Source organism: Nonomuraea sp. GTA35, assembly GCF_041950525.1.
Taxonomy (GTDB): Bacteria; Actinomycetota; Actinomycetes; order Streptosporangiales; family Streptosporangiaceae; genus Nonomuraea.
On sequence record NZ_JBGNUV010000002.1, the window covers coordinates 857,059 to 881,476 of the forward strand.

General features: G+C 72.6%; 25 protein-coding genes. 18 read left to right on the forward strand and 7 right to left on the reverse strand.

Annotated elements, in window-relative coordinates:
* Positions 1–2: 2 nt before the first annotated feature.
* Together ACBJ32_RS10580 and ACBJ32_RS10585 are read left to right on the forward strand one after the other, a co-directional pair.
* On the forward strand, positions 3–974 hold the full coding sequence (locus ACBJ32_RS10580; protein ID WP_375126570.1) for a GlxA family transcriptional regulator: 972 nt from the start codon (positions 3–5) through the stop codon (positions 972–974).
* The gene (locus tag ACBJ32_RS10585; protein WP_375126571.1) at positions 971–1,594 is read left to right on the forward strand and encodes a DJ-1/PfpI family protein; all 624 of its coding nucleotides are present in this window, start codon (positions 971–973) and stop codon (positions 1,592–1,594) included. The genes ACBJ32_RS10580 and ACBJ32_RS10585 overlap by 4 nt, the downstream gene beginning before the upstream one ends.
* A gap of 597 nt (positions 1,595–2,191) precedes the next feature.
* Here the strand turns inward: ACBJ32_RS10585 and ACBJ32_RS10590 are convergent.
* Positions 2,192–2,776: an ArsR/SmtB family transcription factor gene (locus ACBJ32_RS10590; RefSeq protein ID WP_375126572.1), complete on the reverse strand. Its 585-nt coding sequence runs from the start codon at positions 2,774–2,776 to the stop codon at positions 2,192–2,194.
* Between the two features lie 68 nt (positions 2,777–2,844).
* Between ACBJ32_RS10590 and ACBJ32_RS10595 the strand changes: the two genes are divergently transcribed.
* From ACBJ32_RS10595 to ACBJ32_RS10605, 3 genes are all read left to right on the forward strand, one after another.
* Entirely contained in the window at positions 2,845–4,092 is a 1,248-nt protein-coding gene (locus tag ACBJ32_RS10595; protein WP_375126573.1) for an MFS transporter, read from the forward strand.
* 56 nt (positions 4,093–4,148) lie between these two features.
* Positions 4,149–4,955, forward strand: coding sequence for a serine/threonine-protein kinase (locus ACBJ32_RS10600; RefSeq protein ID WP_080040917.1), 807 nt, complete (start codon positions 4,149–4,151; stop codon positions 4,953–4,955).
* 84 nt (positions 4,956–5,039) lie between these two features.
* Complete coding sequence (locus tag ACBJ32_RS10605) at positions 5,040–6,050, forward strand: ABC transporter permease (RefSeq protein ID WP_375126574.1); 1,011 nt, start codon at positions 5,040–5,042, stop codon at positions 6,048–6,050.
* A gap of 28 nt (positions 6,051–6,078) precedes the next feature.
* On the opposite strand, the gene ACBJ32_RS10610 is transcribed toward ACBJ32_RS10605, so the two are convergent.
* Positions 6,079–6,825 (reverse strand): lysophospholipid acyltransferase family protein, encoded by a 747-nt coding sequence (locus ACBJ32_RS10610; protein ID WP_357866246.1) that lies wholly within the window; start codon positions 6,823–6,825, stop codon positions 6,079–6,081.
* Positions 6,826–7,035: 210 nt separating this feature from the next.
* Between ACBJ32_RS10610 and dhaK the strand changes: the two genes are divergently transcribed.
* The 3 genes from dhaK to dhaM all read left to right on the forward strand — a co-directional run bounded on the left by dhaK (position 7,036) and on the right by dhaM (position 9,131).
* Positions 7,036–8,016, forward strand: a complete 981-nt coding sequence (dhaK, locus tag ACBJ32_RS10615) for a dihydroxyacetone kinase subunit DhaK (RefSeq protein ID WP_375126575.1) — start codon at positions 7,036–7,038, stop codon at positions 8,014–8,016.
* Positions 8,016–8,633, forward strand: a complete 618-nt coding sequence (dhaL, locus tag ACBJ32_RS10620) for a dihydroxyacetone kinase subunit DhaL (protein ID WP_357867063.1) — start codon at positions 8,016–8,018, stop codon at positions 8,631–8,633. Before dhaK ends, dhaL begins: the two co-directional genes overlap by 1 nt.
* A 123-nt stretch (positions 8,634–8,756) precedes the next feature.
* Entirely contained in the window at positions 8,757–9,131 is a 375-nt protein-coding gene (dhaM, locus tag ACBJ32_RS10625) for a dihydroxyacetone kinase phosphoryl donor subunit DhaM (protein WP_375126948.1), read from the forward strand.
* Positions 9,132–9,158: 27 nt separating this feature from the next.
* Here the strand turns inward: dhaM and ACBJ32_RS10630 are convergent, their stop codons facing one another.
* The 5 genes from ACBJ32_RS10630 to ACBJ32_RS10650 form a co-directional block, all read right to left on the reverse strand.
* Positions 9,159–10,850 (reverse strand): thiamine pyrophosphate-binding protein, encoded by a 1,692-nt coding sequence (locus tag ACBJ32_RS10630; protein WP_375126576.1) that lies wholly within the window; start codon positions 10,848–10,850, stop codon positions 9,159–9,161.
* Positions 10,847–11,620 carry a cyclase family protein gene (locus tag ACBJ32_RS10635; protein WP_357866242.1) on the reverse strand — a complete coding sequence of 258 codons (774 nt, stop codon included), beginning with the start codon at positions 11,618–11,620 and terminating at the stop codon, positions 10,847–10,849. The genes ACBJ32_RS10630 and ACBJ32_RS10635 overlap by 4 nt, the downstream gene beginning before the upstream one ends.
* Before the next feature lie 60 nt (positions 11,621–11,680).
* Entirely contained in the window at positions 11,681–12,541 is an 861-nt protein-coding gene (locus ACBJ32_RS10640; protein ID WP_375126577.1) for an endo alpha-1,4 polygalactosaminidase, read from the reverse strand.
* Positions 12,542–12,755: 214 nt separating this feature from the next.
* Complete coding sequence (locus ACBJ32_RS10645) at positions 12,756–13,430, reverse strand: hypothetical protein (RefSeq protein WP_375126578.1); 675 nt, start codon at positions 13,428–13,430, stop codon at positions 12,756–12,758.
* Between the two features lie 21 nt (positions 13,431–13,451).
* Complete coding sequence (locus ACBJ32_RS10650) at positions 13,452–13,880, reverse strand: CBS domain-containing protein (protein WP_185106564.1); 429 nt, start codon at positions 13,878–13,880, stop codon at positions 13,452–13,454.
* Positions 13,881–14,018: 138 nt separating this feature from the next.
* On the opposite strand from ACBJ32_RS10650, the gene ACBJ32_RS10655 reads away from it, so the two are divergent.
* From ACBJ32_RS10655 to ACBJ32_RS10700, 10 genes are all read left to right on the forward strand, one after another.
* Entirely contained in the window at positions 14,019–15,410 is a 1,392-nt protein-coding gene (locus tag ACBJ32_RS10655) for an aminopeptidase P family protein (RefSeq protein ID WP_375126579.1), read from the forward strand.
* 136 nt (positions 15,411–15,546) lie between these two features.
* Complete coding sequence (locus ACBJ32_RS10660) at positions 15,547–16,338, forward strand: ABC transporter permease (RefSeq protein ID WP_080040927.1); 792 nt, start codon at positions 15,547–15,549, stop codon at positions 16,336–16,338.
* Positions 16,338–17,192 (forward strand): ABC transporter permease, encoded by an 855-nt coding sequence (locus ACBJ32_RS10665; RefSeq protein WP_357866236.1) that lies wholly within the window; start codon positions 16,338–16,340, stop codon positions 17,190–17,192. The genes ACBJ32_RS10660 and ACBJ32_RS10665 overlap by 1 nt, the downstream gene beginning before the upstream one ends.
* Positions 17,193–17,196: 4 nt before the next feature.
* Positions 17,197–18,210 (forward strand): MlaD family protein, encoded by a 1,014-nt coding sequence (locus tag ACBJ32_RS10670; protein WP_375126580.1) that lies wholly within the window; start codon positions 17,197–17,199, stop codon positions 18,208–18,210.
* Positions 18,210–19,253, forward strand: a complete 1,044-nt coding sequence (locus ACBJ32_RS10675) for an MCE family protein (RefSeq protein ID WP_375126581.1) — start codon at positions 18,210–18,212, stop codon at positions 19,251–19,253. The genes ACBJ32_RS10670 and ACBJ32_RS10675 overlap by 1 nt, the downstream gene beginning before the upstream one ends.
* Entirely contained in the window at positions 19,253–20,278 is a 1,026-nt protein-coding gene (locus ACBJ32_RS10680) for an MlaD family protein (protein ID WP_375126582.1), read from the forward strand. The genes ACBJ32_RS10675 and ACBJ32_RS10680 overlap by 1 nt, the downstream gene beginning before the upstream one ends.
* Entirely contained in the window at positions 20,275–21,300 is a 1,026-nt protein-coding gene (locus ACBJ32_RS10685; RefSeq protein ID WP_357866230.1) for an MCE family protein, read from the forward strand. The genes ACBJ32_RS10680 and ACBJ32_RS10685 overlap by 4 nt, the downstream gene beginning before the upstream one ends.
* Positions 21,297–22,295 carry an MCE family protein gene (locus ACBJ32_RS10690; protein ID WP_375126583.1) on the forward strand — a complete coding sequence of 333 codons (999 nt, stop codon included), beginning with the start codon at positions 21,297–21,299 and terminating at the stop codon, positions 22,293–22,295. Before ACBJ32_RS10685 ends, ACBJ32_RS10690 begins: the two co-directional genes overlap by 4 nt.
* Positions 22,292–23,632 carry an MCE family protein gene (locus ACBJ32_RS10695; protein WP_375126584.1) on the forward strand — a complete coding sequence of 447 codons (1,341 nt, stop codon included), beginning with the start codon at positions 22,292–22,294 and terminating at the stop codon, positions 23,630–23,632. Before ACBJ32_RS10690 ends, ACBJ32_RS10695 begins: the two co-directional genes overlap by 4 nt.
* Positions 23,629–24,405 (forward strand): hypothetical protein, encoded by a 777-nt coding sequence (locus ACBJ32_RS10700; RefSeq protein ID WP_375126585.1) that lies wholly within the window; start codon positions 23,629–23,631, stop codon positions 24,403–24,405. The genes ACBJ32_RS10695 and ACBJ32_RS10700 overlap by 4 nt, the downstream gene beginning before the upstream one ends.
* The last annotated feature ends 13 nt before the right edge of the window (positions 24,406–24,418 follow it).

Here is a 24,418-nt window from a genome sequence, read left to right on the forward strand (position 1 = left end):
ACATGCAGCGACGGATCCTGATCGTCGTCTTCCCCGGGTTCCAGCTCCTCGACATGGCCGGTCCGGCCGACGTGTTCGGGACGGCGGCACTGATCGCGCCCGGCGGCGGCTACGCGGTGGAGGTGGCGGCACCCGGCGGTGGCGCCGTGCCCGCGGGGAACGGCGTCACGGTCATGGCCGGCGCGCTCGGCGACGTCGCGGGGCCGGTCGACACGCTGCTGGTGGCGGGCGGGATGAGCGTGCCCGAGCACGTCGAGGACCGGGAGCTGATCGCCGGCATCGTCCGCCTGGCCGCCGGCGCGCGCCGGGTGGCCTCGGTGTGCAACGGCGCGTTCCTGCTGGCGGAGGCAGGGCTGCTGGACCACCGGCGGGTCACCACGCACTGGCTGTCCGCCGGCGAGCTCGGCAGCCGGTACGCGGCCGTCGAGGTGGACCCCGACCCGCTCTACATCGAGGACGGCGACGTCTGGACCTCGGCCGGCGTGCTGTCCGGCGTGGACCTGGCGCTGGCGCTGGTCGCCAGGGACCACGGCCACGCGCTCGCCAGTGACGTCGCCCGCGGCCTCGTGGTGTACCTGCACAGGCCCGGCGGGCAGAGCCAGTTCAGCACCCCGATGCGGGCCATGACGCCGCGCAGCGAGCCGCTCAGGGAGTTGCAGGCCTACATCGACGCGAACCCGGCCGCCGACCTCAGCGTGCCCGCCCTGGCCGCGCGTGCCGGGATGAGCGAGCGCCACTTCTCCCGCGTCTTCACCGAGCAGACGGGCCTGTCACCCGGCCGGTACGTCGAGCGCAGCCGGGCCGACACCGCCAGGCGGCTGCTGGAGGTGACCGGTCTCCCCCTGGCCGCGGTGGCCAGGCAGGCGGGCCTCGGCACGCAGGAGACGCTCTACCGGGTCTTCCGCCGGCACTGGCGGATCTCGCCCGGCGACCACCGCAGACGATTCCATGCCAAGGAAAGGCGAGGCCCATGAACGTAGCCATCCCGCTCTATCCCCGGTTCACCGCGCTGGACGCGGTGGGGCCGTACACGGTGCTGGCCTTCTCGCCGGGCTGCACGGTCACGTTCGTGGCCGGCCAGGCGGGGCCGGTCCCCGACGACCACGGCACGCTCACGATCAACGCCACCGCCTCGTACGCCGACCTGCCCGCGCCGGACGTGATCGTGGTCCCGGGCGGCAGCGGCACCTTCGACGCGCTGTCCGACGAGGCCCTGGTGGGGTGGATCAGGCAGGCGCACGAGCACACGCGGTGGACGACGTCCGTGTGCAGCGGCTCGCTGCTGCTCGGCGCGGCGGGGGTGCTGGAGGGGGTGCCGGCGACCTCGCACTGGGCGGTGCTCGACGAGCTCAAGAGGTACGGGGCCGAGCCGGTGAGCGAGCGCGTGGTCAGCGCCGGCAAGATCGTGACGGGGGCGGGGGTGTCGGCGGGCATCGACATGGCGCTGACGCTGCTGGGGCAGGCGAGGGACGAGGAGACGGCGCGGAGCGTGCAGCTCATGATCGAGTACGACCCGCAGCCGCCGTTCGACGGCGGCTCGGCGAAGACGGCCTCGCAGGCCATGATGGAGCGCGCCCTGAGCCTGCTCTCCTGAGCCTGCTCTCCCGGCCCGCTCCCCCGTTCCCGCTCCCCCGTTCCCGCTCCCCCGTTCCCGCTCCGCCGGCCGGCTTTCTCCGGCGCGGGGCAGGCGCCCCCGTCCCACCAGCCCGGGACGAGGGCGCCGCCCCTCCGGGCCCTATGTCCGGCGGGCCCGGAGGCCTCGCGCAGTGGTAAGGGCTACGGCGCCGCCGAACATTGCCCGCTCCGACGGCGGCGCCGCGCCCGGTCTCCTTCCCCGCGACCGCACGTGCCGGGGCCGCACGCGCCTGGACCGCACGCGCCGGGGCCGCGTACGGGCGCGCCCGATCGCGGGCGAGCCCCCGCCTGCCGCCCGCGGGAGCGTCCCGCGCCCTCCGGCCTTGGAGCGTTCCAGGAGGCCGGAAGGGCCGCGAGGCCCAGGGTCCGCGGTCCCGCCACCACCAGCGTCGGTGCTGCGTGCCATGGTCGACTCCTACGCCGGTCGAGCACTGCTCGTGACAGGCCGGGTGCCGAGAAAACTACGGCGTCGCGCGCAGCCCTGGCTTCAGGGCCGCACCTAGGGAAATCCCTAGGGTGAGATCGGCGCGGGCACCCCTGACCCGCGCCCCGCCGGTCAGCCGCCGTCTCCCGCGCCCACGGGCAGGACGTCGAAGTGCACGACGACGTGCCCGGCGCCTTCGCGGCCCCCGCCGTCCGACAGCGCCCGGTACCGCTCCAGCACCTCGAACACCTCGTCCCGCATCCGCGCCGTCTCCTGCGGGGTCAGCCGCAGTGAGCGCCGCCCGTACACGCTGGCCTGGACCCACTCCTCGGGCGCCGTGGCCGACTCCTCGCGCCAGCGGGCCAGTTCGGCGCCGCGCGTGCGTACCAGGTCGTCGAGCAGGTAGTCGAGCGCGCCCGCCACCTCGGGGTCGGCGGGGCGCGCCTCGCCGTAGGAGAAGCCGCCGGGCGTGACGCGCCAGTACTTCTCCTTGCCGCGGCCCATCCCGGCCACCACCTCGATCATGCCGTGCTTGGCGAGCTCCCTGAGGTGGTAGCTGGTGGCGCCGGTGTTCTGGCCGAGCAGGGCGGCCAGGCCGGTGGCCGTCGAGGGGCCGCGCTCCTCCAGCAGCTGGTAGATGCGCAGGCGCAGCGGGTGGGCGAAGGACTTCAGCGCGTTCGCGCCGAGCGTACGGGCGGAGAAGCTCTTGATCTGCATGACTGTGCAAGCCTATCTTTGCAAAGAAACCTATGCACACTTTTCCTTACACACTATCGGAGCAAGCCGTGGCGCGTCTCGGGCGATCGTTCGCCTTCCTGTGGTCATCCACGGGGCTGTCCAACCTGGCGGACGGCATACTCAAGATCGGGGCGCCGCTGCTGGCCGTGACGATGACCCGCTCCCCGACCCTGGTCTCCCTCGTGGGAGCGGCCGCCACGCTGCCGTGGCTGGTGCTGGCGCTGCACGCGGGCGCCATCGCCGACCGGGCCGACCGCCGCCGCGTCATGGTCCGCGCGAACCTCGTCCGCGCCGCCCTCCTCGCCTGCGTCACCGCCCTGGCCGCCCTCGGCCTGCTGAACCTGTGGCTGCTGCTCGCCGCGGTGCTGCTGGCCGGGGTGTGCGAGGTGTTCGCGGACCTGTCGGCGCAGTCCGTCCTGCCCATGACCGTCCCCGGCGGGGAGCTGACCAGGGCGAACGGCCGGGTGTCCACCGCCCAGATGATCGGCAACGACTTCGTCGGCGCCCCGGTCGCGGGCCTCCTCGTCGTGGCGCTGCCCGCCGCCGTCTTCGGCGCCCCCGCCGTCCTGTACGGCGCGGCGGGGCTGCTCCTGCTGGGCATGCGCGGCACGTACCGGCTGCCGGACCCGCCCGCGCGCCGCCCGATGCGGGCCGACATCGCCGAGGCGCTGCGCTACCTGTGGGGGCACCGGATCCTGCGCAGCCTCGCGATCACGGCCGGCCTGCTCAACCTCGCCAACGCCGGCTACTTCGCCGTCTTCGTGCTGTGGGCGGTCGGCGACGGGTCGCGGATCGGGCTGGAGCCGGGCGAGTACGGCCTCATGACCACGGCCTTCGCCGTGGGAGCGGTGTTCGGGTCGCTGCTGGCCGACCGGGCGGCGGCGGTCTTCGGCGAGCTCAGGACGCTCGTGGGCAACTGGCTGACCACCAGCGTGCTGCTCCTGGTGCCGGTGGTCGTGCCGTCGCCGTGGACGCTCTACCCCACCGCCGTGCTGTGGGGGGTGGTCGGCGCCGCGGGGAACGTCCTGGTGATCTCGGCCCGGCAGCGGCTGATCCCGGCCGGACTCCTCGGGAGGGTCAATTCGGCATACCGCCTCATCGGGATGGGTGGCATGCCGCTGGGAGCGGCCCTGGGCGGCGTCGTGGCGGAGCTCGCGGGGCTTACGGCCGCCCTCGTGGGCGCCACAGGAGTATGTTTGGTGGCAGTCGGACTGGTATGGCGCGCTTTGTCAGATCAATTTTCTGGGCCTCTGACCAGCGAACCTACACTTTCCGACATATCCAGATCACGTTAGGCACCCTACAGCCTGTGCTGAGGTGACATGATTATCCCCGAGCTTGAGGGGATGGTATGCGGAAGATCGGCGGACGGTACCTCCTGAACGAGGAGGCCGGTCGTGGGGGTATGGGAGTCGTCTGGCGGGCGTTCGATCAGCTCCTCCACCGTACGGTGGCGCTTAAGGAGCTGACCTTGGCCGGTGAGGCCGAGATGGTACGCCGCCGGGTGCTGCGTGAGGCGCGCATGGCCGCCGGGCTCACGCACCCGAACATCATCACGGTCCACGACCTGATCGAGGAGGGCGGCAAGCTCTGGATCGTGATGGAGTACCTCGACGGGCTCTCGTTGCACCAGTTGCTCTCGCAGGTGGGCACGCTGCCGGCCCAGTCGGTGGCGGCCATCGGGCAGCACCTGCTCGCGGCGCTGCGCACCGCCCACCAGGCCGGCGTGCTGCACCGTGACGTGAAGCCGGCCAACGTCATGCTGACCGGTGACCGGGTGGTGCTGACCGACTTCGGCATAGCGACCGCCGAGGGCGACATCCGCATGACCACCTCCCGCCGCCTGCGCGGCACGCCCGCCTTCATGGCGCCCGAGCGGCTGCACGGCGGGCCGGCCAGCAAGGAGGCCGACATGTGGTCCTTCGGCGCCACCCTCTACAGCGCCATCGAGGGCCAGCCGCCCTACCCGGGGCAGGACGCCGCCACGGTGCTCGGCATGGCCCGCAGCGGGCCGTACCCGCCGCCCCGGCGGGCCGGGGTGATGCGGCCGCTCATCGAGGGGCTGCTGCACCACGATCCGGTGCGGAGGTACACGCCGGAGCAGACGGCGGGGTTGCTGGCGGGCATGCGCGCCAGCGCGTACCAGGCGGCCATCTGACCGGTTGACGACCCGGTCGTCACAGGGCGGTTCCCGCGTGTCGGCGAGGGGACCGCGGCGCCCGCGTGCCTAGCGTGGGTGGGCATGGACGACCGGACGAGCCGCCGCTGGACGGCCTTCAAGGGGTCGCCGTACTTCCCGGCGACCGTGATCGTGCTGATTCTCGCCGCCGCGGCGGGGCTCTTCGCCGGGTCCTACACCTACGCCATGGCCGACCCGGCCCCGCACCGCGTCCCGGTCGCCGTGGTCGGGGTCAGCCATGAGACCGTGCGCGGCAGGGCCTTCGCCGCCGGTCTGGAGCAGGCGCTGGACGCCTCGCTCGCCCTGTCCTTCGACAACTCCTTCGAGCAGGCCGTCCAGGCGGTCGAGGAGCAGCGGGTCTTCGGCGTCATCGCGGTGCGCGGCGACCACGTCACGCTGAACGTGTCGAGCGCCTCGGGCGCGTCGGTGGCGCAGTTGCTCACCGAGGCGGCGCCGAAGGTGGCCCCGCGGGTCGGTGTGCGGCTGACCGTACGGGACATCAAGCCGCTGCAGCGGGGCGATCCGCGCGGGCTGGCGCTGTTCTACATCACCCTCGCGGCGGTGGTCATCGGGTTCATCGGGGCCGCCCAGCTCAGCGTCAACGCCGATGCGCTGGCCGCCGGGGAGCGCATCGCGTTCACCCTGGCGTACGCCGCGCTGGGCGCGCTGTCCATCGTGGCCGTCGTGGACTGGGGGCTCGGCGCGCTCGACCTGCCCCTGCTGGAGTCGTGGTTCATCCTGGCGCTGACCATGTTCGCCTCCGGGATGGTCTTCACCATGTTCAACACGCTCGTCCGGCGCTGGGCGATGGTGCCCACCTGGGGGCTGATGGTGCTGCTCGGCAACCCGTCCTCGGGCGGGGCGGTGTCCTGGCCGCTGCTGCCGTCGCCGCTGGGCGAGATCGGACGCTGGCTGCCGCCGGGGGCCTCCATCAACGCCCAGCACACCGCCGTCTACTTCGGCGGGCATCAGCGGCCGACGCCGTTCCTGGTGCTGGCCGCCTGGGCGCTGGTGTCGTGCGTCGTCTTCCTGATCTGGCGCGACCGCCACCCCCGGGGCCGTTCCGCCGAGTAGCCGCTCCCAGGGCCGGGACCGCCGGCCCTCAGTCGCGCCTGGCGCGGGCCTCGGCCTCGGCGGCGTCCATGGCCGCGGCCTCCTCGGGCGTCGGGGCCGTGCCGCCGAGGTGGGCGGGCTGCCACCACACCCCCTGCGGCACCTCCGGGTACGTGCGCTGCGCCCGATCCACCAGCTCCGACAGGCGGGCGTGCAGGTCGGCCGTGTGCTCGTTGACGTTCTCCCCGCGCTTGGGGTACATCGGCTCCCCCACCAGGATGGTGAGCGGCACGTGACGCTGCAGCAGCTTGCGCGGCCTGCCCTTGGTCCACAGCCGCTGGCTGCCCCACAGGCTCACCGGGATGATCGGGGTGCCGGTGGCCATGGCCATGCGGATCGCCCCGTTCTTGATCTCCTTGACGGTGAACGACCGGCTGATCGTGGCCTCGGCGAACACGCCGACCACCTCGCCCGCCTTCAACATCCGCAGCGCCGTCGCGTACGAGCCCGCGCCCGCCCCCCGGTCCACCGGGATGTGATGCATCCCACGCATGAGCGGCCCCGAGATCCGGTGCGTGAACACGTCCTCCTTGGCCATGAAGCGCACCAGCCGCTTCGACGGCAGCGCGGCGAACCCCGCGAAGATGAAGTCGAGGTAGCTGATGTGGTTGCTCACCAGCACCGCGCCCCCCGACCGCGGCACGTGCTCGGTGCCCTCCATGTGGAAGCGGATGTCGAGCACGCGAAAGAGGGTCCGCGCGGCGGCGATCACCGGCGGGTACACGATCTCAGCCATGTGCAGACGGTAACCTACTCGGGCGGGTGTCACGGTAGTCGGGAGGCTCACCGTGCCCCCGCAGGCCGCCGTGGGCGGTGCGCCTGATGCCGGTCGGATCGACGTCGTGGCCGGGCGTGACGGCCCTCGCCGGCTCCGGCTGCGGACGACATCCACCCCGCCCGCGCCACGACGCTTGCGCGGTCGTGAAAACGGGCAGATGTTTTGACCATGAAGAAGCTCATCAACTCGGCGGACTCCGTAGTTGAAGACGCGCTGAACGGCATGGCCGCGGCCCACCCGTCGCTCCGCGTCCACGACCGGGTGGTCTACCGGGCGGAAGGCCCCCGCCCGGGCAAGGTGGGCCTGGTCTCGGGCGGCGGCTCGGGGCACGAGCCGCTGCACGCCGGGTTCGTCGGTCACGGCATGCTGGACGCCGCCTGCCCCGGCGAGGTCTTCACCTCGCCGGTTCCCGACCAGATCATCGAGGCCACGAAGGCCGTGGACGGCGGCGCCGGGGTGCTGCACATCGTCAAGAACTACACCGGCGACGTGCTCAACTTCGAGATGGCCGCCGAACTGGCCGAGGGCGTCGAGGTGACCGGCGTGCTGGTGGACGACGACGTGGCCGTCCAGGACTCCCTCTACACGGCGGGCCGCCGCGGCACCGGCGCGACGCTGTTCGTGGAGAAGATGGCCGGGGCGCTGGCCGAGGAGGGCGCGCCGCTGGCCGAGGTCGCCGCCGTGGCGACCGAGGTGGACGAGCGCAGCAGGTCGTTCGGCGTGGCGCTGTCCTCCTGCACGGTCCCGGCGGCCGGGAAGCCCACCTTCGACCTGCCGGAGACGGACGTGGAGCTGGGCATCGGCATCCACGGCGAGCCCGGCCGGGCCAGGGTGCCGATGGTGTCGGCACGCGAGCTGGCGGGCGTGGCCATGGAGGCGATCCACGGCGACCTGCCGCTCCAGGGCGACCTGCTGGTGATGGTGAACGGCATGGGCGGCACCCCGCTCATGGAGCTGTACGTGGTGTTCGCCGAGGTGGCGGCGTTCGTCAAGGGCAAGGGGGCGCGGGTGACACGGTCACTGGTGGGCAACTACGTGACGAGCCTGGAGATGCAGGGCTTCTCCGTGACCGTCTGCCGGCTCGACGACAGGCTGACCCGGCTGTGGGACGCCCCGGTCGAGACGCCCGGCCTGCGCTGGGGGCGGTGATGGAGACCGCGCTGTTCGTGGCCTGGTTCGAGGAGTCGGCCAGGCTCGTACGCGCCGACCGCGACCGGCTGACCCGGCTGGACGCGGCGATCGGCGACGCCGACCACGGCACCAACCTCGACCGCGGCCTCACCGAGGTGCTCAAGGCGCTGGCCGACACGGCGATCGAGTCGGAGTCGCAGGTGCTGACGACGGCGGGCGCGACGCTGATCCGCCGCGTCGGCGGCGCTTCGGGGCCGCTGTACGGGTCGCTGTTCCGGCAGATGGGCAAGGCGCTGGAGACGCCGGTGACGCTGGCCGGGTTCGCCGCGGCGTTCGAGGAGGGCGTGGTCGCGGTCGAGCGGCTGGGCAAGGCCGCGCTGGGCGACAAGACCATGGTGGACGCCCTGGCCCCCGCCTCCCGCGCGCTGGCCCTGGCCGTACGCGACGGGGTCGGGGTACGCCAGGCGCTCGACCAGGCGGCGCGCGCTGCCGCGGACGGCGCCAAGGCCACGATCCCGATGCAGGCGAGGAAGGGGCGGGCCAGCTACCTCGGCGAGCGCAGCATCGGGCACGAGGACCCGGGCGCGGCGTCGGCGACGCTGTTCATGACGGCGCTGGCCACCGTGGCCGGATGACCGTGGCCGGATGACCGTGGCTGGATGACCGTGGCCGGATGAACGTGGCCGGATGAACGTGGCGGGACACACGGGTCCCGTGGTGGGCGGCGGGGCGACGACGGGAGGTGGCGGGGCGGCGTGATGGTGGGTTTGGTGCTGGTCTCGCACAGCGCCGGGCTGGCGGCCGAGACGGCGGCGCTGGTCCGCGGGATCGCGGGCGAGGACGCGCCCGTGGCGGCGGCCGGGGGCACGGAGGACGGCGGGCTGGGCACGAGCGTGGACCTCATCGAGGCGGCCGTGCGCGGCGTCGACAGCGGGTTCGGGGTGGTGATCATCCCGGATCTCGGCAGCTCGGTGCTGACCGCCCGGCTGCTGGAGGAGGACGGGCGGGTGGTGGTGGCGGACGTGCCGTTCGTGGAGGGCGCCGTGGCGGCGGCGGTGGCGGCCGGCGCGGGCGCCCCGCTGGCCGACGTGCTGGCGGCCGCCGAGGAGGCCCGCGCCTTCCGCAAGCTCTGAACACCCGCCCCCGCGGGCCGGGTGCGTTCAGTGCCCCTTGAAGGCCTCCTCCAGCCACCATGAGCCGCGCTCCCCCGCCACCTTGGCGTGCACGAGCAGCGGCCGGTCGCGCGGGCCGTCCAGCCAGCCGGCCACGCCCGCCAGGTCCTCCCGCCCGGTGACGGTCACGGCGGCCAGGCCGTGTCCGCGGGCGATGGCGGCCAGGTCGGCCGGCGGGAAGGTGACCGTGTCGAGCGGGTGACCGTGCGGCCCGAAGTGGTGCACCTCGGCCCCGTACGCCTCGTCGTCGTACACGACGATCACCATGGGCAGCCCGAGCCTGACCACGGTCTCCAGCTCGGCCAGGCCCATGAGCAGGCCGCCGTCGCCGAGCGCGGCCACCGGGAGGCGGTCGGGGCGGGCCAGGGCGGCGCCGATCGCCGTCGCCAGGCCCAGCCCGACCGACTGGAACGCCTGCGTGAAGCAGAACCCGCCCTCATCCGGGACATCGAGGAACATCGACGGGTATCCCATGAAATTCCCGGAGTCGACGGAGACGATCCGTTCCGGGGGCAGGAGCTCGTCCAGGCCGATCGTGAGCGTCCTCGGGTCGATCCGCCCGCCGCCGCTCTCGTCCTCGTACGGGACGGCCCGCCAGCGCCCCCCCGCCCGGATGCGCTCGGCCACCTCGGCCGTACGGTAGCCGGAAGCCTGCACGGCCCGGGCCGTCACCGCCCGGGCGACCGCGGCCACGTCGCCCACCACGCCCAGGTCGGCGGGGACGTGCGTCTTGAGCGCCGCGGCGTCGAGGTCCACCTTCGCCACCCTGGCGCCGGGCGCGACGAGCGAGCCGTGGCGGGTGGTCCACATGTTCAGCGCGCAGCCCCAGGCGACGACCAGGTCGGCCCCGCGGATCAGCTCGGCGGTCAGCGGCGTGGCGAACCCGCCGGACACGTCCAGGTCCCACGGGCTGCCGCGGAAGAGCCCCCTGGCCACCGCGGACGTCGCCAGCAGAGCGCCCGTCCGCCCGGCCAGCTCCTCCAGCTCGCGGCGCGCGTGCCTGGCGCCGCGCCCGGCGATGAACACCGGCCGCCGGGCCGCCTCCAGGGCCCCCGCCAGCGCCGCCGCCTCCTCCTCCGGCACCGGTCCGGCAGGCGAGCCGGCAGTCGAGCCGGCCCAGGACGAGGCGGCCTCACCCGGGCTGCCGGCCGGGCGCAGCAGCCCGGCGGCGAGCCCGGCCACGTCGCCGGGCCCCTCGTAGGGGGCGGACTGGACGTCGAGAGGCAGGTTCAGCAGCACCGTGCGGCGCTCCCCCACCGCCACCCGGTACGCCTCCACGGCCTGCTCCACGGCGGCCTGCGCCGAGGTGACCCGCAGCGCCACCGCTCCCACGGCGGTCGCCAGGGCGGCCTGGTCGATGTGGAAGTTGGACCGGGCCTCGGTGGCCTCGCCGGCGAGCACGATCAGCGGCGTACGGCTCTTGGCCGCCTCCGTGAGGCCCGTCATGGCGTTGGTGAGCCCCGGCCCCTGGTGCACCGACACCACGCCGGCCCGCCCGCTCATCCGGGCGTAGGCGTCGGCCATGGTGGCGGCGCCGCCCTCGTGGCGGGCGGCGACGAAGCGCGCGCCGCCCGCCACGAGGGCGTTGGTGACGTGGAAGTTGCCGCTGCCGACCACCCCGAAGACGGCCTCCGCCCCGCACGCGGCCAGGGCCCGGCCGACGGCTTCCGCGACGATCAACGTTCCACCAGGGCCAGCACGCGCACCGGGCTGCCCGAGCCGCCCACGATGGGCAGCGGCGGCGCGACCACGACGGCGCCGGTCACCGGCAGCCGGTCGATGTTGCGGAGCTGGGTGAGGCCGTACTTGCCCGCGCCCAGCAGGAAGGAGTGGCAGGGGAAGGCCGGGTCGAAGGAGTGGGCGGCGCCCGCGTCGGTGCCGACGGTCTCGACGCCGATGCCGAGGATGGGGCTCTCGGCGGCCAGCCAGCGCGCGCACTCCACGGAGACGCCGGGCGTGTGCGGCCCGGTCTCGTCGGCGTTCAGGAAGGCGGCCTGGTCGCCGGAGCGGGTGTCCCAGCCGGTGCGGTAAAGCAGCCAGCCGCCGTCGGGCAGCGGGCCGTTGGCCCGCTCCCACTCCTTGACGTGGTCGATCTGCAGGAGGAAGTCGGGGTCCTTCGACGCCTCCGCCGTGAAGTCGAGCACCACGGCGGGCGCGATCAGGCTGCGCGCGGGCACCTGGGAGACGTCGTGACCGTCGCGGCCGGTGACCCAGTGGACGGGGGCGTCGAAATGGGTGCCGGTGTGCTCGCCGGTGTGGATGTCGTTCCAGTACCAGCCCGGGCCGCGATCGTCGTACCGGCTGATCTCCTCCAGCCGGAACGGGATCGTGTTGCCGAACGGCTCGGGCAGCTGGAGGATCGGCGTCTGGGCAGAGAGGGGCGCCGTCAGATCGATCACTTCGATGGCACCGCTGCGCACGCTGTCCACGAAGCTCCGCAACACCGACATGTTTCCTCCTTGGTGGGTTGAGCGCATCCTCCTACGCTCGCCCTACCAGTGCCAACACCTCTACCGGCAGGCGGTGCGGGTCCCGTCCAGGTCGTAGGTCTTCTTCAGCGAGTTGAAGTTCTGGGCGTTGGACCTCGCGCAGAACCGGGAGGTCTTCAGCTCGTACTCGACGTGGAAGACGGCCTTGCCGGCCTTGACGAACTGGTCGTAGCCGTACGTGCCGTTCTGCGCGGTGGTGCACTCGGAGTACTGCCAGCACTGCTCGTTGACCGCGAAGTCGAAGTACGGCAGGAGCTGCGGGATCTGGGCCACGTCGTTCTTGAGCCCGACGGACAGGCCCCGCTTGTGCGCCTCGTTGGCGAACCAGGCGTTGTAGGCGAGCTGGTCGGCGGCCTTGAGCGGGAAGCCGCTGTCGTTGGTGTAGGCGTCGACGTTGTCGGGCTCCACGGCGTCGAACCCGGCGGCCTTGCACATGTCGAGCCTGGCCTTCATGATCTCGCCGAGCTTGCCGGTGTACTGGCGGATGTCGAGCCAGCGCTCGCCCTCCCACTCGTCCAGCGGCTTGCCGAGCACGCCGGACGGGAACCGGTCGGCGTCGGGGCGCCAGTCCTCGTGCGAGCCCGCGCTGATGTAGCAGACGAGCTTGCGGCCGGGCTTGGCGGCCTTGAGCGCCTTGACGATCGTGCCGTTCTCGGCGGCGGCGAAGCCGTCGATGTCGTACATCTGCACGTCGAGGAACGGCTTGGCCGGCAGGGAGGACAGCCGCCACTCCCAGCTCGTGTTCAGCGCGGGCTTCCAGCAGCCGTCGCAGGCGACGGGGGCCGGCAGGGCGGTGGCCGCCTGGACGGGGGTGGCGACGAGGGCGGTGGCGAGGGCGGTGGCGGCCAGGGCGGCCGCGGAGACGAGTACGGAAAGACGCATGGTCACTCCTCACGAACGAAAACGGTTCGGATCGGTGGCTCACGCGTGCTGTTCCGCACTCTCCGCTACGCGTCCTGGCCAGGGACGCCGGAGTGGCGTGGCCCATGGACCGCAGGGACGACACGCCAGCACGCCCGGGCGTGCCTCCTCTCTGTCGTCCGACAGAATTGCGCGTTTCTGCCGTGTTGTCCACCGCTTCGGTCAGGAAGGCGCGTCAGGCGCGGGTCCACTCCACGCAGCCGCCCGTCTGGAACGCCTTGTCCGTGGCCTGGATCGTGACGGTGGCCGGGCCGTTCGGCATGCCGGTGGCGATCACGCCGCCGGTCGTGGTGCGCAGCCTGGCCCAGTAGCACATCGGGAAGCCGGACATGGGGCCGGTCGTGCGGTACGTGCCGGGCTGGATGTCGGTGCCGACGACGAGCGTGCGCAGGAGGGAGGAGAGGTCGATGGCGGGAGCGGTGGCGCCACCCCCACCGCCCGGCGTCGTGACCCCGAGGCCAGGCTGGGTCTGGCCGGGCTGAGGCAGTCCTGTCTGCCCCGGCTGGGGCTGTCCGGTCTGGCCCGGCTGGGGCTGCCCTGTCTGCCCCGGCTGGGGCTGCCCGGTCTGGCCCGGCTGCGGCTGTCCCGTCTGGCCGGGCTGGGTCTGCGCCGGGGGCGGTGAGGTCTGCTCCGGGAGCGTCCCCTCCGGCGGGGTGTCCTCGACCGTCACCGTCACCTGGGGCTCGGGCTCCTCAGTCGTCGTCCCCGCCCCGAACCCGACGAGCACGCCCAGCAGGAACCCCAGCAACGCCGCCAGCCCCGAGACGAGCACGATGATCGGCGGACTGCTCGTCGCCCGCGGGTACTCGGGATACCGGGGATAGTCAGGAGGCGGGGGCCCGTACATCACGGACCAAGAGTGCCATCCCTGTCAACGGTGGAGATAGTCGACGAGCGACGCCTTCTCCGTCTCCAGCTCCTCGATGGCGCTCTTGACCACGTCGCCGATGCTGACGATGCCGATGAGCCGGCCGTCCTCGACCACCGGCATGTGCCGGAACCGCTGCGTGGTCATGGTGCGGCGCAGCGAGTCGACGTTCTCGCCGGGGCCGACCGTGGTGACCTCGGTCGTCATGATCGCCGAGACGGGGGCGTCGAGGATCGCGGCGCCGCGGTCGTGCAGGCGCCGCACGACGTCGCGCTCGGAGACGATCCCCTCGATGACCTCGCCGTCGGTCGAGACGACCACGGCTCCGATGTTGTGCTCCGCGAGCTTGGCGAGCAGTTCCCGCACGGTCGCCTCCGGCGCCACGGTCGTCACGCCACTGCCCTTGCCGCGAAGGATCGTCCCGATGAGCATGTGCACCACCTCTGCCCTCAGTCTTCCAAGCCTGCATCCAGGCAAACAAGCCCCTGGGGACGGAGTCAATGGGTCACGTAGGCTGCTTGGCGTACGAAATCCCGTACAAAGACCGAAATATCACCCAAGGACTGCGAGATGACCGAGCCGCTCAACACCGGAAGCCACGACCTGCCCGTCACTGAGGAGCTGGCCGCCTTCATGCGCACCGGCTGGGGGCGGCAGGGCCGGGCCGGGGTGAGCGCGCGGCCGATCGCCCCCTGGGCGGCCAAGCGGCGGGCCGCGCTGGCGCAGCGTTTCCCCGGCGAGCGGCTGGTGATCCCGGCGGGCACGCTGAAGGTGCGCAGCAACGACTGCGACTACCGGTTCAGGCCGCACAGCGCGTACTCGTACCTGACCGGGGCGACCGAGTCGGACGACGTGCTGGTGATCGAGCCGTCCGGCGAGGCGGTCCTGTACGTCAGGCCGCGCGCCCCGCGCGAGGAGGGCCAGGAGTTCTACCGCGACCGCCGCTACGGCGAGTTCTGGGCGGGCCCGCGCCCCGACCTGGCGGAGGCGGCCGAGCTGTACCAGATCGACTGCGCGCACATCCGCGAGCTGGACCTGAAGGGCCCGGCCAGGGTGCTGCGCGGGGTGGACGCCTCCGTGGACGCCCGGGTGCCCAGGGGCGACGGGGACGCCGAGCTGGAGTCGTTCCTGTCGGAGATGCGGCTGGTCAAGGACGAGTGGGAGCTGGGCGAGCTGCAGGGCGCCGTGGAGGCGACCGCGCGCGGCTTCGAGGACGTCGTGCGCGCGCTGCCCCGGGCGCTCGGGCACCCGAGGGGCGAGCGGTACCTGGAGGGCGTGTTCGGGCTGCGCTCGCGGCTGGAGGGCAACGCCGTCGGCTACGACAGCATCGTGGCCGCCGGCGCGCACGCCTGCGTGCTGCACTGGATCCGCAACGACGGCGCGCTCGACGCCGGCGACCTGCTGCTGATGGACGCGGGGGTCGAGGCCGACACCCTCTACACCGCCGACGTGACCCGGACCTTCCCGATGTCCGGCCGGTTCAGCGCCGTGCAGCGGCAGGCGTACGAGCTGGTGTACGAGGCCCAGACGGCCGCCATCGCCACCCTCAGGCCGGGTGCCCGCTTCCGCGACTTCCACCTCGCGGCCATGCGCGTCATCTGCGACGGGCTGCGCGACTGGGGCCTGTTCGACCAGTCCACGGACGAGCTGATGGAGACGGGCCTGTACCGGCGCTACACGCTGTGCAGCAGCGGCCACATGCTCGGCCTGGACGTGCACGACTGCGCGAAGTCGCGCGCCGAGGTCTACCTGGACGGTGTCCTGGAGGAGGGTCACGTGCTGACCGTCGAGCCGGGCCTGTACCTCCAGCCGGACGACCTGACGCTGCCGGAGGAGCTGCGCGGGATCGGCGTCCGCATCGAGGACGACCTGGTCATCACCGCCGGCGGCGCCACCCTGATGTCCTCCGCGCTCCCCCGACACCCGGACGAGATCGAGTCGTGGATGGGCGCCCTGCTGTAACGGAACGGCCACTATTCGTACCCGGCTGACAAGGCCCGACCGGGCCCTCATACCTTTCGCGCAAATTCCCGCCAAGCCATGGCCTACTGGACAGCCCGTCAGTAGGGTTGGCGATCCGTAGGCGGCGGAGGTGGTGATGGCCTGGTCCGGGTACGTCGGGCGGCGGGCCGGCTCGGCCCTCGGCCAGGTCGGTGACCTGTTCGTCATCGTGCTGGAGGGCCTGCGCCGGAGCTGGGACGTCAGGCGCTGGTGGTGGGAGTTCGTCGACCAGTGCTGGTTCCTGGCCCGCGTCACCAGCGTCCCCGTGCTGCTGGTCGCCCTGCCGCTGGGCGCCACCGTGGCCTTGCAGGTGGGCGAGCTGGCCAGGCAGCTCGGCGCCGGCTCGGCCACCGGCAGCGCGGTCTTCGTCGGCCTCATCCGCGAGGTGGCGCCGCTGGCCAGCGCGCTGCTCATCGCCGGGGCCGGCGGCAGCGCGATGACCTCCGACATCGGCGCGCGGCACATCCGCGACGAGCTGAGCGCGATGGAGGTCATGTCGGTCAACCCGATCCATCGCCTGGTCACGCCGCGCATGTGGGCGGCCAGCACGATCGCGGTCTGCCTGTGCCCGCTGGTCATCGTGGCGGGCGCGGCCGGAGGCTACTTCTTCAACGTCGTCGTGCAGGGCGTCACGCCCGGCGCGTACTTCGACGGGGCGCTGTCGCTGGTCGTGGCCTCCGACCTGTACGTGACGCTGTTCAAGGCGTGGATCTTCGGGTTCGTCGCGGCGGGCGTGGCCTGCTGGAAGGGCATGACGTGCGCGACCAGCCCGGTCGGGGTGGGGCGGGCGGTCAACCAGGCGACCGTGGTGACGTTCATGCTGGTGTTCACGTTCAACTACGTGATCTCGGCCGTGTACTTCCTGGCCTACCCGCCGAGGTCGCTCTGATGGTCACGCGGACCGCCGGCCTCCGGCTCGCCCTGAAGGGGCGGGACGCCGCCGAGCGGTTCGCGTCGCTGGCCGACTGGCCGCTGTTCGTGTGGCGGGTGCTGTTCTACTCCGTACGTGACGTCGTGCTGCGGCTGAAGTACTTCAAGGTCGTCCTCCGGCAGGTCAGCGACGTCGTCGTGGGCGTCGGGGCGACCGTCATCGGCGGCGGCATGATCTTCGTGGTGTTCACGATGGCGTTCGTCGTGGGCGCGACCGTGGGCCTGCAGGGCTACCAGGGGTTGCAGGCCATCGGCGCGGAGTCGTTCATGGGGCTGGTCGGCAGCTTCGCCAACGTCCGCGAGATCACCCCGATCATCGCGGCCACCGCGCTGGCGGCGCAGGTCGGCTCGTCGTTCACGGCCGAGCTGGGCGCGATGCGGATCTCCGACGAGATCGACGCGCTGGAGGTGATGGGCATCAACGCCTTCACCTACCTGATCTGCACCCGGGTCGTGGCGGCGCTGCTGGCGCTGGTGCCGATCTACCTCATCGCGCTGTTCGCCAGCTTCTTCGCCACGCGGCTGATGTGCACCGTGCTGTTCGGGCTGGCGCCCGGCGTCTACGACTACTACTTCTACCTGTACCTGCCGGTCAGCGACATCGTGTTCAGCGTCGCCAAGGTCGCGGTGTTCGCCTTCGCCGTCGTCGTGATCCACTGCTTCCACGGCTTCCACGCCACGGGCGGGCCTGTGGGCGTGGGGGTGGCGGCGGGCCGGGCCATCCGCCAGTCGATCGTCACGATCGTGCTGCTCAACCTGCTGCTGTCGTACCTGTTCTGGGGCGGCGGCGGCAACATACCGCTGACGGGGTGAGCCGGTGGCCCGAGCTGATCTCCCTCTCGCCGCCCGGCTGGGCATCGCACTGGCCGTGCTGGCCGTCTTCGCCGCCGCGGCCCTGTACGCCGTGCGCGCCGCCACGCAGGTCCCCGGCACCCGGATCGACGCCGTGTTCGGCCGGGCCGGCCAGGGCCTCGACACCGGCTCCCCCGTCAAGATCCGCGGCATCACGGTGGGCGAGGTGACGGACCTGTCGCTGGACGCCGAGGGCAAGGCCGTGGTCACCATGCACGTGACCGTCAGGCTGCCCGCGACCACGGTCGCCACCGTGGAGCCCGCGTCGGTGTTCGGCCCCAAGTTCGTCGGCCTGGAGCCCGGCTCCGGCGAGACCACCGGCCCCTACCTGGCCGCCGGCGCCGTCATCACCGACACCCGGGACCCGCTCGACCTGTCCGACACCCTCGGCGACGCCTACGAGGGCCTGGAGGCGGTCGATCCGCGCGAGGTCACGGTCATCGTGCACACGCTGGCCAAGGGGCTGGAGGGGCAGGGCAAGGACCTGCGCGAGCTGATCGGCGACGCCGGCACCGTCGTGGACGTGGCGCACCGGCACCGGCAGCGGGCCAGGCAGTTCCTGCACGACGCCGCGCTGCTGGGCACGGCGCTGTCGGACAAGGGCGACGACCTCGTCTCCATCTCCTCCGACGTCAACGTCATCACGCCGGACCTGCTGGAGCGGGCCGACAAGGTCCGCGTGCTGCTGCAGGAGATCACCTCGGTCTCCGGCCAGGTCACGCACGGCCTGCCCAAGCACCGGCGGAACCTGCGGGCCGGCGTGCACTCGGGCGAGCGGGTGGCCGCGCTCATCTACGCCCAGCTCGGCCTGGCCGGCGACGGCGTGCGCGGCCTGAACAGGCTGGTCGACCTGCTCAACGAGCTGATCGAGGCGCCGGGGCCGGGCAACAGCCGGCAGCTCCAGGTGGAGGCGTTCGTGGCCACCGACATCTGCGAGCTGATCGTCGGCGCCTGCGGCCCGACCGACGGGAGGCGCTGATGGAACGCGTGCGCCGCCGCTGGACCTTCCTGCGCTTCGTGCTGTTCATCGGCCTGACCGCGTCGCTGATCGTGTTCATCGCCGTGCAGATCGCCCGGGTGAGCACGGGCGGCGGCTACCGGCTGACCGCCGTCTTCGACGACGTGTCGGGGCTGGTCGAGGGCGACCAGGTGAAGATCGCCGGAGCGCCGGTCGGCCAGGTGGACACGATCAGGGTCGTGGACGGGCGGGCGGAGGTGACGATGGAGGTGCAGGACGCGGTCAGGGTTCCCACGGACACCGAGGCCGCGATCCGCTGGCGCAACGCCGTCGGACAGCGGGTGGTCTACCTGCTGCCCGGCACCGCGCCCGGCAGGCTGCCGCCCGGCTCGCGCATCACCCGCACCTCCTCCGTCGTGGACATCGGCGAGCTGGTCAGCGACCTCGGCCCGCTCACCCGCAGCCTGGACCCCGAGCAGATCAACCAGCTCCTGACGGCCGCCGCCACCTCGCTCAAGGGCAACGACCGCAACATCCCGCGCCTGCTCGACAACGTCAACGCGATCACCACCACGGTCACCGAGCGCAGGCAGACCATCGAGCGGCTCCTGGAGGACTACGCCACCGTCACCGGCGTGGTGGCCAAGCGGGACCAGCAGATCGAGCGGCTGGTGGACAACCTGGTCACGCTGTCGGAGGCGTTCGCCGACAACCGGCAGCTCGTGGACGACGCGCTGGTGGAGCTGTCGGCCACCTTCCACACCTCCAACGAGGTGCTCGGCAAGAACGCCGGCGAGCTCGGCCGGCTGGTGGACAACCTGTCGGGGCTGACCGGGGGCATCAGGCGGCACGTGGGCGAGATCGACAAGGTGGTCGACACCTTCCCGCCGCTGCTCACGCGGGCGTACTCGTCGGTCAACCGGGGCCACTACTTCATCACCGCCGTCCCCTGCCTGGCGCTGAGCGCCGCGCCCTGCCCGTACGGGATGCAGACGCCGCCGCCGCTGCGCAACACCCGCATCCAGAGCGAGAAGGACCTCAGGAAGCTGCTGGTGGGCCGGTGATGGCGCTCAAGTCGTTCCGGGATCGCAACAAGCACGCCGTCGGCCTGGTCTCGCTGGCCACGCTCACCGTGGTCCTCGCGGCCACGTTCCTGGTCGGCAACCTGGGGCTGCTGGAGGGCGGCTACACCGTGTCCGGCGTGTTCGTGGACTCCGGCGGGCTGCGCACCGGCAACGACGTGCGCGTCGCCGGGGTGCGGGTGGGCAAGGTCACCGAGGTGCGGGCCGACTACGGCCAGGGGCACGTGGTCGTGACCTGGAAGGTGGACGACGGCGTGCGGCTCGGCCGCTCCACGCGGGCCGACATCGCCCTGTCCAACCTGCTCGGCGGCCGGTACGTCAAGCTCACCGGCGCGGTCGCGCCCCCGTACCTGGACCAGCTCCCCGAGGCCCAGCGGCGCATCCCGGTGCAGCGGACCGGCGTGCCCACCCTGATCAACGACGCCGTCAAGGACGCCACCAGGCTGGTCGAGCGGCTCGACACCGAGGCCGTGGACGACCTGCTCGCCGAGCTGGGCAAGCTGGACACCTTCAAGCACGGGCGCGTCACCCGGCTCCTGGACAACATCGGCGACCTGTCGGAGACCATCAGCAGGAGCGAGCCGCAGCTACAGGAGCTGCTCGACAACGGCACCCGGGTCATGGAGCTGCTGGAGAAGAAGGACGCGCAGCTCGGGCGGCTCATCGACGCCGTCGAGGTGATGCTGAGCGAGCTGCGCAGGCGCCGCAACGAGCTGCGCACCATCCTCGGCGACGGCAGCGACCTGGTGCAGAGCACCACCCGGCTGATCACCGAGCACGAGAGGACGCTGGTGCGCGTGCTCGACGACAACGCGGCCATCACCACCCGGCTCAGCGGCAGCACCGGGCGGCTCAACTCGCTGCTGGCGTGGGCGGGGCCGACGTTCTCCGGGCTGGCCACGATGGGCGGGCAGGGGCCGTGGCTGGAGGCCATCGCCACCGGCCTCGGGCCGATCAACCCCGAGGTGCTGGCCGCCATCGCCGAGGACAGGGAGAACGACCGATGAGGCGGCTCGCGGCGGTGCTGCTCGCCTGGACGCTCCTCGCCTCCGGCTGCTCGGTGGGCGGGGCGGGGCCGTACCTGCTGGTGGCGATCTTCAGCCAGGCGCCCTCCCTGTACGAGGAGGCGCGGGTCAAGGTGATGGGCCTGGACGCCGGCTACGTGGACCGGATCCGGATATCTGGCGACAAGGTACGGGTCGAGCTGCGGATCGACCGGCACGTGCCGCTGCCGTCCGGCGTCAAGGCCGTGGTCGCGCCGCAGAACACGCTGGGCGAGCGCAACGTCGTGCTCTACCCCCCGTGGAAGCCGGGCGACCAGCGGATCCAGGCCGGGGCGACGATCCCGCTGGAGCGCACCGACCTGCCGGTGGAGATCGACGAGGCGCTCGACGCGTTCACCAAGCTGACCGACGCGCTCGACGACGAGAAGCTGGGCGACGTGGCGGGCGACCTGGCCGACGGGGTGCGCGGGCGCGGCAAGACGATCAACGACGCGATCGCCGACACCGCCGACCTCACCGGCGTCCTGGCCAAGCAGGACCAGCAGCTCGTGGACCTGGCCAGGAGCCTGAACGAGCTGGCCACCAGCCTCAACGAGCGCGAGCGCCAGGTGACCGGCGCCATCGACGCCTTCTCCGAGGCGAGCGCGATCCTGGCGGAGGAGCGGCGGCGGCTGCGCGGGTTCGTCACGGCCATGGCCGGGTTCGTTCGGCGCGGCGACGTGATCATCGAGCAGTACGCCGAACGGCTGCCCAGGGCAGCCACGACGCTGGCCGAGCTGGTGCTGACGGTCCGGGCCAACAGCGCCTCCACCGCGCGCGCCGTCAAGGGCGCCGCCGACTTCGCCGACATCCTCATCGACTCCTGGGACCGCAAGCAGCACGTGCTGAAGATCCGCGTCGTGCTGAACGCGATGACCAGGGCGTGGCTGACGCCGCTGTTCGACGCACTGAACCTGGGCCCGGTGCCGTGCCTGCCGGCCGGGCTGAGCAACTGCCCCTTCGAACGCCGGGGAGGCTCGCGATGATCAGGCGGCTGGCCGCCGGGCTGGCGGCGCTCGCCCTGGCCGCCGGGTGCTCCCTGCAGACGCTCGGCGCGACCACCGGCGACCTGACTCTGCACGCCGTCTTCGACGACGTGCAGAGCCTGGTGACGGGGCACAGCGTGCAGATCGCCGACGTACGCGTGGGCACGGTCACCGGCATCCGGCTGGAGGGCTACCGGGCCAGGGTGACCATGTCGGTGCAGTCGGCGCACCGGGTGCCCGAGGGCAGCACGGCCACCGTGGCCAAGACGTCCGTGCTCGGCGAGAACTACGTCCGGCTCGCCCCGCCCGCCGGGAAGAACCTCGCCACGGGCCCGTACCTGAAGGACGGCGCCACGATCGCCGGGACGTCGGTCGAGCCGGACATCGAGCAGGTCACCGCCAAGGCCGGGCCGCTCATCGAGGCGCTCGGCGCGCAGGACGTCAACGCCATCCTCGAGGCCGCCTCCACCGCCTTCGCCGGCCAGGGCGACGAGGTGAACCGGCTGATCAGGCAGACCGCGCAGGTCACCGACGCCTACGCCGCCGCCCGCCGCGACCTCGGCACCTCCATCGACGCCCTGGCCAGGCTCGGCGACGACCTGGCCGAGGGCAGCGCCGAGCTGGACCGGCTGCCGGGCACGCTGGCCGCGGCCACCGAACGCCTCGCGCACGGCCGCAGGCACGTCAAGCGGACGATCGTCGCGCTCACCAAGCTGGCCGAGCAGGCCAACCTCACCGTCTACCCGCGCCACGCCGAGCGGCTGCGCACGCTGCTGCGCGAGCTGGAGGCCGTCTCGACGGCCATGCAGCGCGGCAAGGAGGACCTGAAGGCGCTGGTGGCCAAGCTGCAGGCGTTCATCGACACGCCGCCGATCACCGTGAACGGGCAGGTGCTGATCTACGTGTGGCTGAAGGGCCTGCTGCCGAGCGTGCGCGGAACCCCCGTACGCGAGCGCGGCGGGGACTTCAGCCTGCTGCTGGAGCCGCCGCGATGAGAAGCCGCATCTACGTGAACCTCGGGTTCTTCGTGCTGCTGGGGATCGTCATGACGATCTGGGCGTTCAGCACGATCATCCGGCTGGACGCGATCGAGCGGCCGTACCGGGTGTCGGCCGAGTTCGTCTCCTCCCCCGGGCTGATCCGCGGCTTCGACGTGGCGTACCTGGGCGTCCGGGTCGGCAAGATCGGCGACGTGCGGCTGGCGCCGGGCAGGATCGTCGTGGGGCTGGACATCGACAGGGAGATCCGGCTGCCGAAGGGCGTCACGGCCGAGGTGCGGCGCCGCTCGGCCATCGGGGAGCCGTACGTGGCGCTCTCGCCGCCGCCCACCGGCGTCGCCGGGCCCGCGCTCGCCCCCGGCGACACGATCCCGCTGGCCAGGACGACGGTGCCGCTGGACTACAAGAAGCTGTTCGAAGGGGTCGGCAAGCTGCTGAACGCGGTGCCGCCCGAGGACGCCGACACCATCGTGCACGAGCTGGCCGTCGCCCTGGACGGGCGGGCGCCCGCGATCAGGCGCATCGTCGACGACGCCCACGCCCTGACCGGGACCCTCGCCGACAACGCCGAGCTGCTCGACGACCTGTCGGTGCAGCTCACCCGGCTCACCCACACGCTGGCCGGCAAGCGCGGCGAGCTGGCCTCCGGGATCTCGGACCTGAGCGCGGTGACGGCGGCGCTGCGGGCGTCCCGCAGCGACCTGAACGCCTTCCTCGACCAGGGGCCCGGCGTGTTCGCGCAGCTCGACGCGGCCGTGCGGACGTCCAGGCCGGGATTCTCGTGCCTGCTCACGGCGGCGGGGCTGCCGCACCAGCCCGCCTTCTCGGCGGCGACCGGGCGGAACGTGCACCACCTGCTGAGCATCGTGCCGACCGCGCTCACCCTGGCCGACGACATCAGCGACCGGCGCGGGGGGACCGTGTACGGGAAGGCGTCGTTCATCTTCAGCGTGCCGGGCGGGCCGACGCCGGCCGAGGAATACGCGGGCCCCCTCGGGCCGCCCACCGTGCCCGAGGTGCGGTCCTGCCCCTCCCGCGCGCCCGCACCCGACCCCGGCCCCGACGCCGGGCCCGCCCCGGACGCCGACCGGCACGCCGACGCCTCCCGGCCCACCGGGCACCCCAGTGGCGAGGAGGACACCCCGCAGCCCTCCCAGGAGAGCACCGGCACCGAGTCGCCCAAGGCCGCGGCCGGCACCCGGACCGCGTCCGGAACCCCGATGAACATCGTCCCGCTGGTTGCCGCGATCTTCCTCGCCGTGGTGGTGAGCGGTGGCATCGTGGGCTGGATCGCGGCGGGCCGGGCCGCCCGCCGCCGTGAGGAGTCACCATGACCGACGAGCCCGAGGCCACCACCCCGGCCACCGAGGCCCGGGAGGACGGCGCGCCGGCCGCCGACGTGCCCGAGCCGAAACCCGAACCGGAGCCCGAGGCGAAGTCCGAGGCGAAGTCCGAGGCGAAGTCCGAGCCGGAGCCCGAGGACGCCCCGCCGGGCGAGCCGGACGCGGGCGCCGCGGCCGGCGGCGAGCCGCCCTCCCGGGGCAGGCGCTTCACGCGGGCCAAGGTCGTCGGGGCGCTGGCCGCGATGCTGGTGACCGCGATCACCGCCACCGCCGTCCTGCAGTGGATCTCCGCCGCCCAGGCCGAGGACGCCCGCGCCGGCCTGGAGTCGGAGCGCGCCCTGCGCCTGGAGGTGTCCGGCGCGGCGAGCGCGTTCAGCCGCGCCCTGCTCAGCTACGACTACCAGAACCTCCAGAACACCCGCTCCACCCTCGCCGCCCAGGCCACGGGCGACTTCCTGACCACGTACGACGCGGCGTTCGGCGGCGCGATGGCCCAGGTCATCGTCAAGCTCAAGGCCACCTCGCAGGCCACCGTACGCGAGGTCTACCTGGCGGACGTGGACGAGGCCACCGCCCACGCCATCGTCGTGGTGGACCAACAGGTGAACACTTCGGAGGCGATCCGCTCGGTCAAGGACTCCCACCTTAAGATCAGCCTTGTCAAGGAGAAGGGGACCTGGAAGATTCATGACGTGACCGTGCTCGGCGCGGCGTCGGAGGACCAGTACAACCTCAACGGCGACGACAAGAAGAAGAAGGACTGACGATCGGCCCCTT